Origin of the sequence: Arthrobacter sp. FW306-05-C (genome assembly GCF_021801725.1) — a bacterium.
GTDB lineage: Bacteria > Actinomycetota > Actinomycetes > Actinomycetales > Micrococcaceae > Arthrobacter.
Genome location: NZ_CP084556.1, coordinates 3,265,386 through 3,280,160, shown reverse-complemented (window position 1 = coordinate 3,280,160; position 14,775 = coordinate 3,265,386). Strand labels below are relative to the sequence as shown.

Genomic DNA, 14,775 nt, shown 5'->3' with positions numbered 1-14,775 from the left:
TTTATGGGACGTCCGTACCATTACGGTACGTATGTATCATAAGTCCTGTGTCCGTACGCCACAATGAAAAGTATCTGGAGACCGGCAGGGCCCGGCAGAAGTCGCGCACGCGGGACGAGTTGGTGTCCGTCCTCCGGGATCTGCTGAAGGACGGACGGGACCCTTCGGTTGCAGAAGTTGCTGCCACGGCGGGCATATCCCGCACCACTGCCTACCGGTACTTTCCGGACAAGGAAGCGCTGCTGCACGCGGCCCTCCCGGAGACCGGTCTGGGATCGCTGCTGGGTGAGGACCCGCCGTCGGACGTGCGTGACCGCCTGGAGCGCACCCTGGACGCGCACTTCGACTTCATCCGCACCTGGGAACCACAACTGCGGGCATCGCTCCGGCTGTCTTTAACCCCGGGCGCTGCCCGGCCCACGCTTCGCGGCGGCCGGGCTGTGGGCTGGTACCGCGACGCGCTGTCCCCGCTGGAAACCGGAGGATCCGGCATCGACACTGCCGCCCTGGCTGTCAGGCTTCGCGCGGTTGCCGGCATTGAAGCCTATGTCTGGCTGCGGGACGTTGCAGGCCTCCGGCCGAACCAGGCATTTGGGGTCATGCGTGCCAACGCCTTGGACATTCTTGACGCTGCGCTCGCTGCCTAGAGCAGGCTGTCCCGCCGCTTTGGAGGGCGGTGGATAAGTAGGGCAATCGGAATAGAAGCGCAGGTCAGAGGCGGTTGAGCTTTCAAATAACTTGAGCTTTTGTTGACGATTTACTCCCTCACTTCCTGAGGTTGAGCGTTCATAGTAGTCCTCAGTTAGGCCACGCTCGGCGGAAGAAGGTGCCGCTGCAACACCCCCAAGGCAGCGGCGCCGCCTCCCGCCGAGCTGGTTCTGTCATAAATGTGGTTCCCGCGACGCGCATATTCGACCCCGACGCGCAGCTTCAATTGCGCTCCTGATACCTGGGCCGCGCTGGTGAAGATGCGCCTCGAGGATGGAAAAGGCCGTCGAAGAATGTGTCAGCGAGCTGGCAGGTGCAGCCCCTCCGTAGACTGGCACCATGTCATGCCGTATAAGTGAACTGGTCCTTACTTGCGCTGACCCCGAACTGCTCGCGAAGTTCTGGAGCGACGTGCTTGGCTACGTGGAGATTGACCGGGAGGACGGGGCGATCGAGATCGGGCCGCCGGACGCCGGGTTCGGGGGAGCGCAGCCAACGATCTTCCTGAGTCCAAGCAGCAACCCGCGGGTGGGGAGGCTTCCGCTGCACATCGACATCAACCCGGTGGACCGGGACCAGGACGCCGAGCTGGAACGCCTGCTGGCGCTCGGTGCACGGCCGGCGGACGTAGGCCAGACCGGCGAGGCGCAGTGGCACGTCCTGCAGGATCCCGAAGGCAACGAGTTCTGCCTTCTGCGCAAGCGGCTCGACCCGCTCGAGTAAGAACAGAGGCACATCCGTGCGGGACGCGTAGAGGGAGTTGCCCGGCGGTGCCTGCTTCTAGACGCCGCCCGGGCACCTTTAACTATCCGCCGCACCCCTCAAGCTAAGGGCCTCAATATCCTCAAGGTTTGATCAAGATCTCCCCGCAAAAGCCCGTTTCGTGCTAGGGCCAGGCGGGCCGTGAAGCTTATCGCCGCCATGGGGGGAGCAAGGCGGTATCGAGAACGCCATCCTGGCCGGGGCTTCCTCCTGGCCCGCCTTGGCGCCGCGGACTGACCTGCGCGTTGCACCCGCCGTTCCGTGTCAGCGGCGGGACGCGTGCCGCCGTCGGGAGGCAAACGCAAACAGGGACGTAGTGGCCACAGTGGCCAGGTACCCCGCGATCACGATCAGCGAGATGCCGGCCCAAAAGTAATTGGTGGTGCTGGCCTCCTGCCAAGGGCTGGGGGCAATCCGAATCAGTGAATAGACGGCAACGCCCGCGGACGCCAGGCCGATCAGCACCGGCAGAGTGAGCCAGATCCGGGCCGAGCCGAGATGTTCACCGAACCCGTCCCACTCGTTCCACGAACCGCGCCGGAGGATCAACCAACCGGCCGGAATCATGAACGCCCCTACCAGCAGGAACGCCGCCACCACGTCGGCGGGCCGGTGCCACTGGTTGATCAGCGTGGACACGCCGGAGGCAATGGCGAAGGTGCCGCCGACGAAGCCTGCCATGGGCCGCCAGCGCGGGGACGCCATCAGGAACACTGCCGCCGCCGCTGAAGCCGCCAGGGTGGTGTGGCCGGATGGCAGCGAATTCAGTTCGAGGGTCAGCACACCCTTGTCCGGGCGCGCCGGCAGCAGGTCCTTCAACACTTGGGTGGCCACGTTCGCGCCAATGCACGCAGCGACGGCGATGCCGGCCTCGGCCCAGTGCCGCCGGATCACCGTGACAAACAGGACCACGACGGCGGCCATCACCAGCGAGATGGTGGGCAGCCAGTCCAGGAACTTGGTGGCCGCCTTGCCCGCAGGCCCGTGGATTTCCACCGCTTCCACCAGCGCGGACTCATCAATGAACTGGCCCGTGGTGGTCTGGACAAAGAAGTAGTAGGTGGCCATCAGCCCGGCAATGCACGCGGCAGTGGACAGCACGAACAGGAACGCCGAACCCGGGGCAGGCCGGGCCGGAGTCCTGGTGGGCAGTTGCCGTGAAGAAGTCATCGCGGTTAAGGGTGACACAAAAAGCTGGATGGCCGCTCAGGAGTTGGGCGCGGCGGGTTTGACCGGGTCCAGCCGGGGGATGCCCGCCGCGGCCACCAACAGCGCCAGCGCGCCCAGCCCGAACGGCAGCGCCGTGGCCGTGGCGATGCCGCCCACCAGCAGCGGGCCGCCGGCGTCGCCCAGCTCCCGTCCCAGTTCGGCCGAACCCATGGTCCGGCCCATCCGCTCCGGCGGGGTGGTGTCGGCCAGATGCGCGAAACCCAAGGGGGTCACCGCGCCGATGCCTGTCCCAATGCAGGCCGCGGCCACGAAGATGGTGACCACACCCGGGGCCACCGCCACCAGACCGATGCCCGCGGCAATCAGCAGCAGGCCCGTCGTCGTGCCGCTGTTGTCCGTGATGGCGTTGCGGTCCCGCAGCCTTCCGATCCAGGGTTGGGTGAGTACCGAGCCCAGCGCCAACACGCTCACCGCGGCCGTGCCCGCGAATGCGTCCATGCCATGGCGGGTGGCCAGGGCGGGGATGAATCCGACGGCGGCACCCAGCGCGCCGGTTGCTGCGGCCAGCACCAGTGTGGGCACCAGGAAACGGCGCTCGCCGACCTGCCGGGCCAGGTCCATCACCGTGTACCGCTTCCGCGGCAGCGGCGCCAAATGCGGCACGGACACCAGCACCCACACGGCGGTCACGGCGGCCAGCGCTGAGAGCGTTCCGAACAGCAGCGGAAACCCGCCGGCAAGGATCAGGCCCGCGCCCAGCGGCGGCCCGATAATGTAGCCCAGGCTCTTCCAGGACCCGTACCGGCCAAAGTAGGTGCCCGCCTTGCCGCCGCGGGCCATCCTTGCCACCATGGCGGACGACGCCGGCGAGAAGGCAGATGCCGCAGCGCCCTGTCCCAGCCTGGCCAGGGCAAGGATCAACGGGTCCGCGGCTCCCAAACCGATGAGGGACAGGGCGGCGAAGGCGAAGAGTCCGCCGACGATGACAGGCTTGGCCCCGATCCGGTCGCTGAGCGCTCCGAACACGGGCTTGAGGAAGACTTCGGCCACGTCATAGAGGGCCAGCAGGATGCCGAGGTTCAGCAGCGTCAGGCCGACGTTCCCGCTTTGCGAACCGAGTCCTGCCGCGATGCTGTGGGCGCCGAAAGCGGTGACGAACCCGGCGGCGTAAAGAGGTGCCGTTGCCGTGCGGGTGGCGTGCCCGGTGGACAGGGGCTTGTCGGGGCTCATAGTTGGGACTTTAGTGCCTTCATAAACTTGTGAAAACTTCGAAGACTTGAATCATGAACACCGTTGTCCAGACAGCGAACCTGCATAAGCACTTCGGCCGGGTCAGGGCCCTGGACGGCCTGGACCTCGAAGTCCAGCACGGGGAGATCCACGGCTTCCTTGGCCCCAACGGCGCCGGGAAGTCCACTACCCTGCGCGTCCTCCTGGGCCTGGCCCGGGCAACTTCCGGCGCCGCCACGGTTCTGGGCCTCGAACCCTGGACTCAGGCCGCAGAATTGCACCGGCGCCTCGCCTACGTTCCCGGCGACGTCCGGCTCTGGCCCAACCTGTCCGGCGGCGAGACCATCGATTTGCTGTCCCGGCTGCGCGGCGGCACGGCGGACGGCGAGGCCTACCGCCGCCGGAAGGACCGCCTGTGCCAGGTGTTCGACTTTGATCCGGCCCGGAAGGGGCGCGCCTACTCCAAGGGCAACCGGCAAAAAGTCGCCCTGATCGCGGCCCTCGCCACTGAAGCCGAGCTCTACCTGCTGGACGAGCCCACCAGCGGCCTGGACCCGCTCATGGAGGAGGTTTTCCGCAGGGAGCTGCTGGCCGCCGTCGACCGCGGCGCAACGGTGCTGCTGTCCAGCCACATCCTCTCCGAGGTGGAGGTGCTGTGCCACCGGGTGAGCATCATCCGCGCCGGAAAAATCGTCGACGGCGGCACGCTGGAGTCCCTGCGGCACCTCACCAGGTCCGAGGTTTCCTTCGCTGCGGACGGTTTGGACGCGGAAGCCCTGTCCCGGCTCGGCGCCGTGCACGACCTTACGGTGGACGCCGGCCGGGTCCGGTTCAGCGCCGACGCTGACCGGATTGCGGAGGTGCTTCCCGCATTGGGCGCGCTGGGCGTGCTGGGCCTGACGATTGTCCCGCCGTCGCTGGAGGAGCTGTTCCTGCGGCACTACGGGGATGCCGCTGCTGCCCCGGAGCCGGATGCTCCGGCTTCCGCTGGCAACGGTTCCCGGCGGCACCTGCTGGGTGCGAGGGGACGGAGCTGACATGGAAGTCCTTCTGGTCCTCTGGGGCCAGCGGCTGCGGCGGGACCGCTGGCAGCTCCTAAGCTGGGTGGTGGCCATCGGGGCCTTCGCCCTGTTCGCAGCGGCCGCCGTCACACAGACGTACGGCAGTGTGGTGAGCCGCACCGAGATCCTGCAGGTGGCCATCGCCACTCCCGCCATCCTGATGCTGCGCGGCCTGCCCCGCGGTGCGGACCAGGGGGCGTTCACGTTCTTCCTGATCTACGCGTTCCTGGCCCTGCTGACCGGGCTGATGAGCACGTTCCTGGCGGTGCGCCACACGCGTGCCGATGAGGAAACCGGCACTGCCGAACTGGTCGCCGCCACGCCTGCCGGCCGCCTGCTGCCCAACATCGCCACCCTGCTGCACGGCATCACGGCGAACATCCTCGTGGCACTGGCGGTGTTCGCAGGGTTCGCCTCCCAGGGCCTGGACGCGCAAGGTTCCCTGACCGCCGGAGCCGCAACGGGCGCCGTCGGGCTCGCCTTCCTTGCCCTGGGCCTGCTGGTGGCCCAGTTCATGCCGACGTCCCGCGGCGCGAACGGCGTGTCCGCCGCACTGGTTGTCCTGGCCTACGTCCTGCGTGGGATCGGCGATGCCACGGGGACCCCCGGTGCCGACGGGACCACCATGACGGAAGGGTCCGCCAGCTGGTTCTCACCCATTGGCTGGGGCCAGCAGACGTACGCTTTCTCGGGAAACCGCACCTGGCCGCTGGTGCTGCCGGTGGGCCTCGCCGTCGCCTGCTTTGCAGTCGCCTGGCTGATCCTCCGCACGCGGGACAGCGGGGCAAGCGTGTGGGGAACACGGCCGGGACGCGCCGCAGCCCGGCCCGGGCTGCGGAGCCCGGTGGCCCTGGCGCTGCGGCTGCAGTCCGGATCGATTATCGGCTGGGGACTCAGCGGCCTGGCCCTGGGCCTGCTGGCGGGCTCGCTCGGAAAGGCGATTGCCGCCGTCGATACCCCTGATACCAACATCACCGCCATGCTGCGGGCCATGCTCCAGTCCCAGGGCACCTCGCTCACCCAGCTCATGGTCTCGGTGCTCTTCTCGATGGCCGGGGTCCTGGCGGCGGCGTGTGCGCTCCAGGCCGTGATCAGGCTGCGGCAGGAGGAAGCGGCCGGGACGGCCGAACTGCTGCTGTCCGCTCCCGTGGGCCGGGTCCGGTGGCTGGCCGGTTACCTGCTGCTGGGGGCGGCGGCCGTGGTATTGGTGGTGGGCCTGGCAGGTGTGGGGGCCTGGGCAACATTGACCGGCTCCGGCGATACCTCGATGCCCGCCGATGCCCTCTGGCAAACCGCCCTGGCCCAGCTGCCGGCGGCCCTGATCTACCTTTCCGTTCCAGCGCTGGTGTTCGTCCTGTGGCCGGCAGCGACCATCGCCGCCAGCTGGGCGCTGCTGGCCCTGGGCGTGGTGCTCGGCATCCTGGGCGCCATGTTGGGGATTGATCAGGCCCTGCGTGACCTGTCGCCATTCGCCCACACCCCGGTTCCTCACGGCGACACCACGGACTGGAGCGGCGCATGGTGGATGCTCTTGATCGCCGCGGTTGCAGCCGTGCTGGCGGTCTCGGTAATGCGGCGGCGGGAGGTGGGTTCGACGTGACCACTGACATGGGCGTGGCTGATGCGCAAACCCCGGAACTGACCGTCGCGGCTGCCGAAAGGACCGCGGCCGCCTTCGCCGCGGCCGGGTTCCCCAAGATGCCGGCGCGGACCTTGTTGGCGCTGGTTTCCTCGGAACAGGGAAGCCTCACCGCCGCAGAGCTCTCGGAGCGGCTGGGCGCCAGTGCCGCAGCGGTCTCGGGGGCGGTGCGGTACCTGCAGACCGTGGGCTTCGTCCACCGGATTTCGCAGCCCGGCAGCCGCCGGGACCTCTACGCCCTCCATACCGATGAGTGGTACGTGGCGTCGATGCGGAACAGCACCGTTTACGAGAAGCTGGCAGCACTCACCGATGCCACGGCGGAAACCCTCCCGGAGGGATCTGCCGCGCGGGCGCGGGTAGCGGAGATGGCCCGGTTCTACCGGTTCCTCAACTCGCGGATGCCCGCGCTGCTGGATGACTGGGAGCGCGAGCGGGAGGCCCACCCGTGACCATCATTGACAACGCCGTCTACGTAAACGGACTCCGCACCGAGGACCCCGAAGACCTTGATGAAACCTACTTTCTCCTGCGGCAGCGACAGGGGATGGCATGGATCGGCCTGTACCGGCCGGACGCGGAGGAACTGCAGTCCGTCGGCGAGGAATTCGACCTCAACCAGCTCGCCATCGAGGACGCGCTCTCCGGCCACCAGCGGGCCAAGCTGGAGCATTACGGCGGCTGCCTGTTCCTGGTGCTCCGGCCGGCGCGGTACCGGGACGACGTAGAAAAGGTGGACTTCGGCGAGATCCACGTTTTTGTCGGTGACGAGTACGTGGTGACCGTCAGGCACGCCGAGTCCCCGGACCTGGCAAAGGTGCGCCGCCGCATGGAGTCCATGCCGGAGTTCCTTGCCCTGGGCCCCGACGCCGTGCTGTACGGCATCCTGGACCAGGTGGTGGACGAGTATGAGCCTGTGGCTGCCGGCTTGGAGAACGATATCGACGAAATTGAGGATGACCTCTTTGGCGCCGACCCGGAGGTTTCGCGGAGGATCTACGAGCTCTCCCGGCAGGTAATCATCTTCCAGCGCGCCACCAGCCCGTTGGCCGGAATCCTTCGCCAACTCATGGCGGGGACCCCTGAGCGGCCGCCGGGGGAAGTCCTGCAGGACCACCTGCGCGACGTCCTGGACCACGTGCTGCGGCTCAACGAGCGTGTGGCCTCCTTCCGGGCCCTGCTTCAGAACGCCCTCGCCGTCAACGCAGCCCTCGTGGCCCAGCGGCAAAACGATGAAATGCAGCGCATGACCGAGTCCAGCCTGGAACAGAACGAGCAGGTCAAGCGCATCTCGTCCTGGGCCGCCATCCTGTTCGCGCCCACCCTGGTGGCCTCTATCTACGGCATGAACTTCACCAACATGCCCGAGCTGGCGTGGACGTACGGCTACCCCTACGCGCTGGGCCTGATGGTGGCCATGGGCCTGGTCCTCTACCTCGCGTTCAAGCACAACAAGTGGATCTGAGCGCCTCCACGCGACCGCTGCTCCCAGCTTCATGCCCTACCATTGCCTCTGAATCCTAAGCCTGCTTAGCAGTTGGGCGGCTTAGCGGTCGATGGTGAGTGGAGAGAACTGTATGAGCAAGGCTCAAACGAGCGGACGGCCCCAGGTCGAAGACACGGCAGCTGGCGCTCGGCAAAAGTCCTTGCTGCGCCGCTTTGGGGCGCTGCTGGGCCCGGGCCTGGTCACAGGTGCCGCGGACGATGACCCCTCAGGGATTGCCACGTATGCAAAAGCCGGTGCCACCTTTTCCAACGGCATGCTGTGGACCGCGCCGGTCACGCTGCCCATGATGATGGCCGTGCAGGAGATCTGCGACCGCACCGCACTGGCCACCGGGGAAAGCCTGGGCTGGCTGGCCCGCCGCAAGTTCTCCCGCCGTCCCCGGGTGGTGATCGGCATCCTGATCGTTGCCCTGCTGGTGGGCAACATCCTCAACGCCGCCGCGGACCTGATGGCGATCGGGCAGGGCATGCAGATGCTCGGTGCGGGCCCGGACCACCTGTGGAGCGCGCTTGCGGGCTTAGGCATTGCCGTCGCGCTCATGAGCGGATCGTTTGCCGTCATTGCGAAGGTCTTCAAGTGGTTGTGTCTTACGCTGCTGGCGTACGTTGCGGTCCTGTTCGTTGCCAATGTCGACTGGCCGGACGTGTTGGAAGGCATGCTGGGAATGAAGTTCAGCTTCGCCCCCGAATACCTCGGCCTGATCGTCGCCGTGCTGGGCACCACCATCTCGCCCTACCTGTTCTTCTGGCAGAGTGCGCACAGGGTCCAGGAATTGCGCGCCGAGGAGCACGGCGGTGACGAGGCGGTGGGACTGAAGGACCGTCCGGACGCGGCTGCCGCCGCCCACACCCTCCGGAAGGCCCGCGCCGACGTGTTCATTGGCATGGTCTTCTCCGTCCTGGTGATGTTCTCAATCATGGCGGCCACGGCGGCAACCCTGGGCAAGGACGGCACGGACGTGAACACCGCGGCCGATGTTGCCAAGGCCCTGGAGCCCGTGGTGGGGCCGGCCGCCACGTTCCTGTTTGCCGCCGGATTCATCGGCACCGGCATCCTGGGGGTCCCAGTACTCGCCGCGTCCGGTGCAGCGGGACTCGCCGGCCTGCTCGGCAAGGACTGGGGCCTGGACCTGAGCCCGCGGCGTGCCCCGTTGTTCTACACGCTGCTGGGGGTCGGAATCATTGCCGGCGTCCTCATCAGCTTTTTCTCCGCCGACCCCATCGGGCTCCTGGTTTTCAGCGCCACCGTCAACGGCATTGCGGCCGCCCCGTTCCTGGTGGTCACCATGCTCATCTCCCGGGACAAAGCCATCATGGGCAACTACGCCAACGGCCGGCTCGCCGCCACGCTCGGCTGGTTCACCGCCGCCGTCATGGTCGTGGCCGGAGGCATCGGCGTCTGGACCACCCTTACCGGAGCCTGACGGGGAGTTGCCCCTGCCCGCGTACAGTAAACCGCATGCCCCTCCCCGGTCTCCCGCCAGCCCCCGCCGCCCTCCCCGAAAAAGTTCCTCCGCTGGAAGAACTGCTGGCGGGTGCCCATGTGGTGAGCCTGCCCATGCGGGTGAAGTTCCGCGGCATTATGCAGCGCGAATCGCTCCTGCTCCGGGGTCCCGTGGGCTGGGGCGAGTTCTGCCCCTTCCCTGAGTACGGCGACGCCGAGGCGTCCCGCTGGCTGGCCGCCGCGATCGAGGCCGGGTGGGAGGGCTTCCCCCCTGCGCTGCGGCATAGCATTCCCGTCAACGCCACCGTGCCCGCCGTTTCCGCGGACCGGGTGCCGGACGTCCTGGCCCGGTTCGGCCGGGTGGACGCAGTCAAGGTCAAGGTGGCGGAGCAGGGGCAGACATTGGACGACGACGTCGCCCGGCTTCACGCCGTCCGCGCCGCCTTGCCGGATGCCGCCGTCCGAGTGGACGCCAACGGAGGGTGGGATGTGCCCGGCGCCGTGGAGGCGCTGACCCGGCTGGCGCCCGTGGGGCTGGAATACGCCGAGCAGCCGGTGCCGTCCATCGAGGGCCTGGCCGAGGTCCGGTCGCGGCTGGGGGACGCGGGGACTCCTGTGCTCATCGCGGCAGATGAAAGCGTGCGGAAGGAAACCGACCCCCTCCGCGTGGCCCGCGCCGGCGCCGCGGACCTGATCGTGGTCAAGGTGGCACCGCTCGGGGGAGTACGCCGCGCCCTGGACATCGTGGCACAGGCCGGGCTTCCCGCCGTCGTCAGCTCCGCTCTGGACACCTCCGTGGGCATCCGCGCGGGGCTGGCGCTCGCCGCCGCCCTGCCGGAGCTGCCCTACGCCTGCGGCCTGGGGACGGTGTCCCTGTTCGAATCGGACGTCACCCTGGATCCCTTGGTGGCCGACGACGGCGCCATCCGCCTCCGCGACGTGGCCGCCGACGCGGAGCTGCTTGAGCGGTTTGCGGCTTCCGCGGAACGCCGGGACTGGTGGCTGGATCGGCTCCGCCGGGTCCACGCCCTCCTCGCCCCATCGATTGCTGAGTAGCTGCCGTTTAGAGCGGCCTAAACGGCAGTTACTCAGCAATCGATGGCGGGATTGGCAACGTTCCTGCAGGTCACGGGCGGTTCACCATGAGTTCATCCAATTGATGGCTTCCGGTAGGAACCGGCTGGAAGGGTGATCGGGCACCCCAGAGAGATTCCTTGGAAGGTTCCCCATGTCTGAAATTGCCCGCAAGTTCACCCTGTTGCCCATGCTCGGCCACACCAAGGGCAAGCGCAGCCCGGTCACATGCGCACTCAAGTGCGACAACGCCTGCGCCGGGGACGTCTGCAACACCAGCTCCAACAGCTACTTCCGCGATATCGCTTCCGCCACCCTGTCCCGCCGCGCCGCCCTGGGCATGGGCGCCGCCGGAGCACTCGCCGTCGTCCTTAACTCCGTGGTGGGCTCCGCTGAGCCTGCCTCCGCTGCCGGCCTGTCCCAGGCCGCCAAGGAAGGCTTTGGCAAGTCCAAGCTGCAGTTCACCGCCATCAAGCCCGTGGACAAGGCAGTCGACGCGTTCACCGTGCCCGAAGGTTTCACATGGCAGCCCATCATCCGCTGGGGTGACCCGCTGTTCAACGATTCCCCGGCGTTCGACCTGAACAACCAGACCGCGGCGGCGCAGGCCCGCCAGTTCGGCTACAACAACGACTACACGGACATCGTGGAAATCCCGGGCAGCAAGGGCCGCCGCGCGGTGCTGTTCACCAACCACGAATACACCAACGAAAGCATCATGGTCCCCGCGGGCTACGACCCCAAGGAAACCCGCGCCATTGGCCGTGCCGCCCATGGCCTGGCCGTAGTGGAGCTGGAGCGCAAGAACACCACCAAGCCTTGGAGCTACGTCAAGGGTGCACCGCTGAACCGCCGCTACCTCTCCGACACCACCTACGAACTGACCGGCCCCGTTGCCGGCTCGGCACTGGTCAAGACCGTGGCAGATCCCTCCGGCCGCGCCATCAAGGGCACGTTCGGCAACTGCTCCGGCGGCACCACCCCCTGGGGCACCATCCTTTCCGGCGAGGAAAACTTTAACGGCTACTTCGTGGCGGGCGGCACCTCCGCCGGCGACAAGCGCTACGGCCTCACCGCCAAGCCGACCGCGCGCCAGTGGGAACTGGACGACCCCCGCTTCGACACCCGCAACCCCGGCTACGAGAACGAGTCCAACCGCTTCGGCTGGATCGTGGAAGTCGACCCCTTCGACCCCACCTCCACCCCCAAGAAGCGCTCCGCCATGGGCCGGTTCAAGCACGAGGGCGCCAACATGATCGTGGCCGAGTCCGGCCACGTGGTGGCCTACATGGGTGACGACGAGAAGTTCGACTACCTCTACAAGTTCGTCTCGGCGGATAAGTACCGTGAGGGGGACCGCCGGCACAACATGAACCTGCTGTCCGAAGGCGACCTGTACGTTGCCAAGTTCACGGGCAACTCACCCGCCGCGGAGATCACCGGCACCGGCGCACTGCCCTCCGACGGGGCGTTCGACGGCACCGGCGAATGGCTGCCCCTGGTGGTGGGCGGCAAGTCCGCCGTCCCGGGCATGTCCGTCGAGGAGGTCCTGGTGTACACCCGCCTGGCCGCGGACAAGGTTGGCCCCACCAAGATGGACCGCTGCGAGGACGTCCAGCCCAGCCTGCACACCGGCAAGGTCTACGTGGTCTGCACCAACAACTCGGACCGCGGCACCGGCACGAAGGAAGGCGCCACGGAGGTCAACCCGCGCACCCAGAACCGCGACGGCCACATCGTGGAAATCACCGAAACCGGCGACCAGACGTCCACCAGGTTCAACTGGACCCTCCTGATGGTCTGCGGCGATCCCGCGCAGGGTGACGTCACCTACTTCTCCGGCTACCCGGTGGACAAGGTCTCGCCCATCTCCTGCCCGGACAACGTGGCCTTCGACTCCGTGGGCAACCTCTGGATCTCCACCGACGGCGCGCCCTCCGGCATCGGCTACAACGACGGCCTGTTCAAGGTCACCCTCGACGGCGCAGAGCGCGGCAAGGTGGAGCAGTTCCTCTCCGTCCCCCGCGACGCCGAGACCTGCGGCCCGGTCATCCACGACGACGAGCGGATGGTCTTCGTCTCCGTGCAGCACCCGGGTGAGGACGGCACCTTCGAGGCGCCCAACTCCTTCTTCCCGGACTACGTCCCGGCAGGTACGACGCCGGCACCCGGCAAGGTGCGCGCGCCCCGTCCCGCGGTGGTCCAGGTTTTCCGCGGCTAGGCCCTTTCGTTGCTCTATCACTTATGGTCCCCAAAACCCCGGTTTAGGGACCATAAGTGATAGGGCATCCGAGGAGTGGGCGGGCGTTTAGGGGTGGCAGACTGGTTGGGTGACTTCGTTCAACGAACCCGCGCCCGACTCCGCCTCCACAGAGGCCCGCACCGACGTCCCTGCTTCCACCGACGCGGCAGATGCCGTCCGCTCCGGTGACGCGCCTGAGCTGGACACACAGGAGTTGAGCGCGCTGTCTGCAGCGCGGATCGCCGTCGAAGTTTTGCTCGACGGCGGGGTGCGGCACGTGGTGGTGTCACCGGGTTCGCGGTCGGCACCCATGGCGTACGCCCTGGCCGAGGCATCGGCGGCGGGCCGGGTGGAGCTGCTGGTCCGGATCGACGAGCGGTCCGCCGGATTCACGGCGCTGGGCTTGGCCCTGTCCACCGGCTCGCCCGCCGCCGTCCTCACCACGTCCGGAACCGCCGTCGGAAACCTGATGCCGGCCGTGATGGAGGCCAACCATGCCGCCGTCCCGCTGATCGTCCTGTCCGCCGACCGTCCCGAAGAGTTGCGCGGGACCGGCGCCAACCAGACCACCGTGCAACCGGACCTGTTCGGGGAGCAGGTCCGGTTCGCCGCCGACGTCCCCGCAGGAAGCAGCCCGCAGCGGGCCATAGAAACCGGGCTGTCCGCGGCTACCGGCGCCTTCCCGGACCTGCCCCCGGGACCGGTCCAGCTCAACCTCGCCTTCCGCGACCCTCTGGTTCCTGCTGCTGGCGAGGGGCTGCCTCAGGCTGTGGAGCGGCAGCGCTACCGGGTGGGCACCGAGCCGCTGGTCATGAACCTTCCGCCGGCACCGGAGTCCATGCCTGAGCGTCGCACGGTGGTGCTGGCGGGCCATGACGCCGGCCCGGTGGCTGAAGCGTTCGCCCGCGCCCACAACCTGCCGCTGCTGGCCGAGCCGTCTTCAAACTCCCGGTTCGGACCCAATGCGGTGGGCCCCTACCGGCTGCTGCTGGAGCACTTCGGGCCGGGTTCGGCACAGCCGATTGAGCGCGTGGTGTTGTTCGGCAGGCCCACGCTTTCCCGCCCGGTGGCTGCGCTCCTGGCCCGCGCCGACGTCGAGCCAGCCCTGTACCAGCCGGTTCCGGTCGCCTGGTATGAGCCAGGGCGCCGCACCGAGCTGCCCTTGGAGAACCTCGCAGACCTTGCCGATTTCGCCGGCCGCGGGGCCTTCGCCTGGCTGGACACGTGGCTGCTGGCCGGCTCCGCCGCGCAGCACGCGCTGGACCAGGTGCTGTCCGCCGATGCCGCTGCTACCGGTCCTTCCGTCGCCGCGCTGGTGTGGAAAAATGCCCGGGGGGAGCTGCTGCTCGGTTCATCCAACGGCATCCGCGACGTGGACCTTGCCGGGCTGCCTGCACCGGACCCCGCCGCCACCGTGTATGCGAACCGGGGCCTGGCGGGCATTGACGGAACCATCTCAACGGCCACTGGCATCGCGATCGGGGGCCGGCAGGAAACCACAGTCCTGCTGGGGGACGTGACCTTCCTGCATGACGCCGGCGGCCTCCTCCTTGGCGCGGGGGAGGAACAGCCGGACCTGCGGATCGTGGTCCTGAACGACTCCGGCGGCGCCATCTTCGGCCTGCTCGAACACGGGGGAGTGGAGGAAGGCGGCCGCTACGGGGACGCCGTCGAACGCCTCTTCGGCACCCCGCACTCCGTGGACATCGCGGCACTCGCCGCAGCGTACGGCGTCGGACATTCAATGGTCAGTACGACGGCGGGACTCGCCGAAGCGCTCGACCGGCCTGTGCAGGGGCGCAGCATTGTGGAGGTCCGGACGGACCGGCGGTCGCTCCGGCAGCTCCACGCCCGGATCAAGGAAGCCGTGGCCGCCGCGGTCGAGGGAGTGCTCTCCGGGCAGTAGGGTTTCGACGCGGAAATCCGCCCATGACGCGCA

General features: G+C 67.9%; 12 protein-coding genes. 10 read left to right on the top strand and 2 right to left on the bottom strand.

The genetic code is table 11. The annotated features are described in order from the left end of the window. Positions 1–47: 47 nt before the first annotated feature. Together LFT44_RS15210 and LFT44_RS15205 are read left to right on the top strand one after the other, a co-directional pair. Positions 48–647 (top strand): TetR/AcrR family transcriptional regulator, encoded by a 600-nt coding sequence (locus LFT44_RS15210; protein ID WP_236799239.1) that lies wholly within the window; start codon positions 48–50, stop codon positions 645–647. 400 nt (positions 648–1,047) lie between these two features. Next, positions 1,048–1,431, top strand: coding sequence for a VOC family protein (locus LFT44_RS15205; protein ID WP_236799238.1), 384 nt, complete (start codon positions 1,048–1,050; stop codon positions 1,429–1,431). Positions 1,432–1,734: 303 nt separating this feature from the next. On the opposite strand, the gene LFT44_RS15200 is transcribed toward LFT44_RS15205, so the two are convergent. Then, the gene (locus LFT44_RS15200) at positions 1,735–2,640 is read right to left on the bottom strand and encodes a phosphatase PAP2 family protein (protein WP_236799237.1); all 906 of its coding nucleotides are present in this window, start codon (positions 2,638–2,640) and stop codon (positions 1,735–1,737) included. 36 nt (positions 2,641–2,676) lie between these two features. Beyond that, positions 2,677–3,870 carry an MFS transporter gene (locus tag LFT44_RS15195; RefSeq protein ID WP_236799236.1) on the bottom strand — a complete coding sequence of 398 codons (1,194 nt, stop codon included), beginning with the start codon at positions 3,868–3,870 and terminating at the stop codon, positions 2,677–2,679. Positions 3,871–3,923: 53 nt separating this feature from the next. Between LFT44_RS15195 and LFT44_RS15190 the strand changes: the two genes are divergently transcribed. From LFT44_RS15190 to menD, 8 genes are all read left to right on the top strand, one after another. After that, positions 3,924–4,907 (top strand): ABC transporter ATP-binding protein, encoded by a 984-nt coding sequence (locus tag LFT44_RS15190; RefSeq protein WP_236799235.1) that lies wholly within the window; start codon positions 3,924–3,926, stop codon positions 4,905–4,907. Position 4,908: 1 nt separating this feature from the next. Next, entirely contained in the window at positions 4,909–6,531 is a 1,623-nt protein-coding gene (locus tag LFT44_RS15185) for an ABC transporter permease (RefSeq protein WP_236799234.1), read from the top strand. Beyond that, entirely contained in the window at positions 6,528–7,022 is a 495-nt protein-coding gene (locus LFT44_RS15180; RefSeq protein WP_236799233.1) for a GbsR/MarR family transcriptional regulator, read from the top strand. Before LFT44_RS15185 ends, LFT44_RS15180 begins: the two co-directional genes overlap by 4 nt. Continuing rightward, positions 7,019–8,035, top strand: a complete 1,017-nt coding sequence (locus LFT44_RS15175) for a magnesium and cobalt transport protein CorA (RefSeq protein ID WP_236799232.1) — start codon at positions 7,019–7,021, stop codon at positions 8,033–8,035. The genes LFT44_RS15180 and LFT44_RS15175 overlap by 4 nt, the downstream gene beginning before the upstream one ends. A gap of 112 nt (positions 8,036–8,147) precedes the next feature. Then, positions 8,148–9,500 (top strand): Nramp family divalent metal transporter, encoded by a 1,353-nt coding sequence (locus LFT44_RS15170; RefSeq protein ID WP_236799231.1) that lies wholly within the window; start codon positions 8,148–8,150, stop codon positions 9,498–9,500. Between the two features lie 35 nt (positions 9,501–9,535). Further along, complete coding sequence (locus LFT44_RS15165; protein WP_236799230.1) at positions 9,536–10,576, top strand: o-succinylbenzoate synthase; 1,041 nt, start codon at positions 9,536–9,538, stop codon at positions 10,574–10,576. Positions 10,577–10,748: 172 nt separating this feature from the next. Continuing rightward, a complete protein-coding gene (locus LFT44_RS15160; protein WP_236799229.1) occupies positions 10,749–12,815 on the top strand; it encodes a PhoX family protein in 2,067 nt (688 codons plus the stop codon). Between the two features lie 109 nt (positions 12,816–12,924). Next, positions 12,925–14,742: a 2-succinyl-5-enolpyruvyl-6-hydroxy-3-cyclohexene-1-carboxylic-acid synthase gene (menD, locus tag LFT44_RS15155; RefSeq protein ID WP_442863751.1), complete on the top strand. Its 1,818-nt coding sequence runs from the start codon at positions 12,925–12,927 to the stop codon at positions 14,740–14,742. Positions 14,743–14,775: the final 33 nt, after the last annotated feature.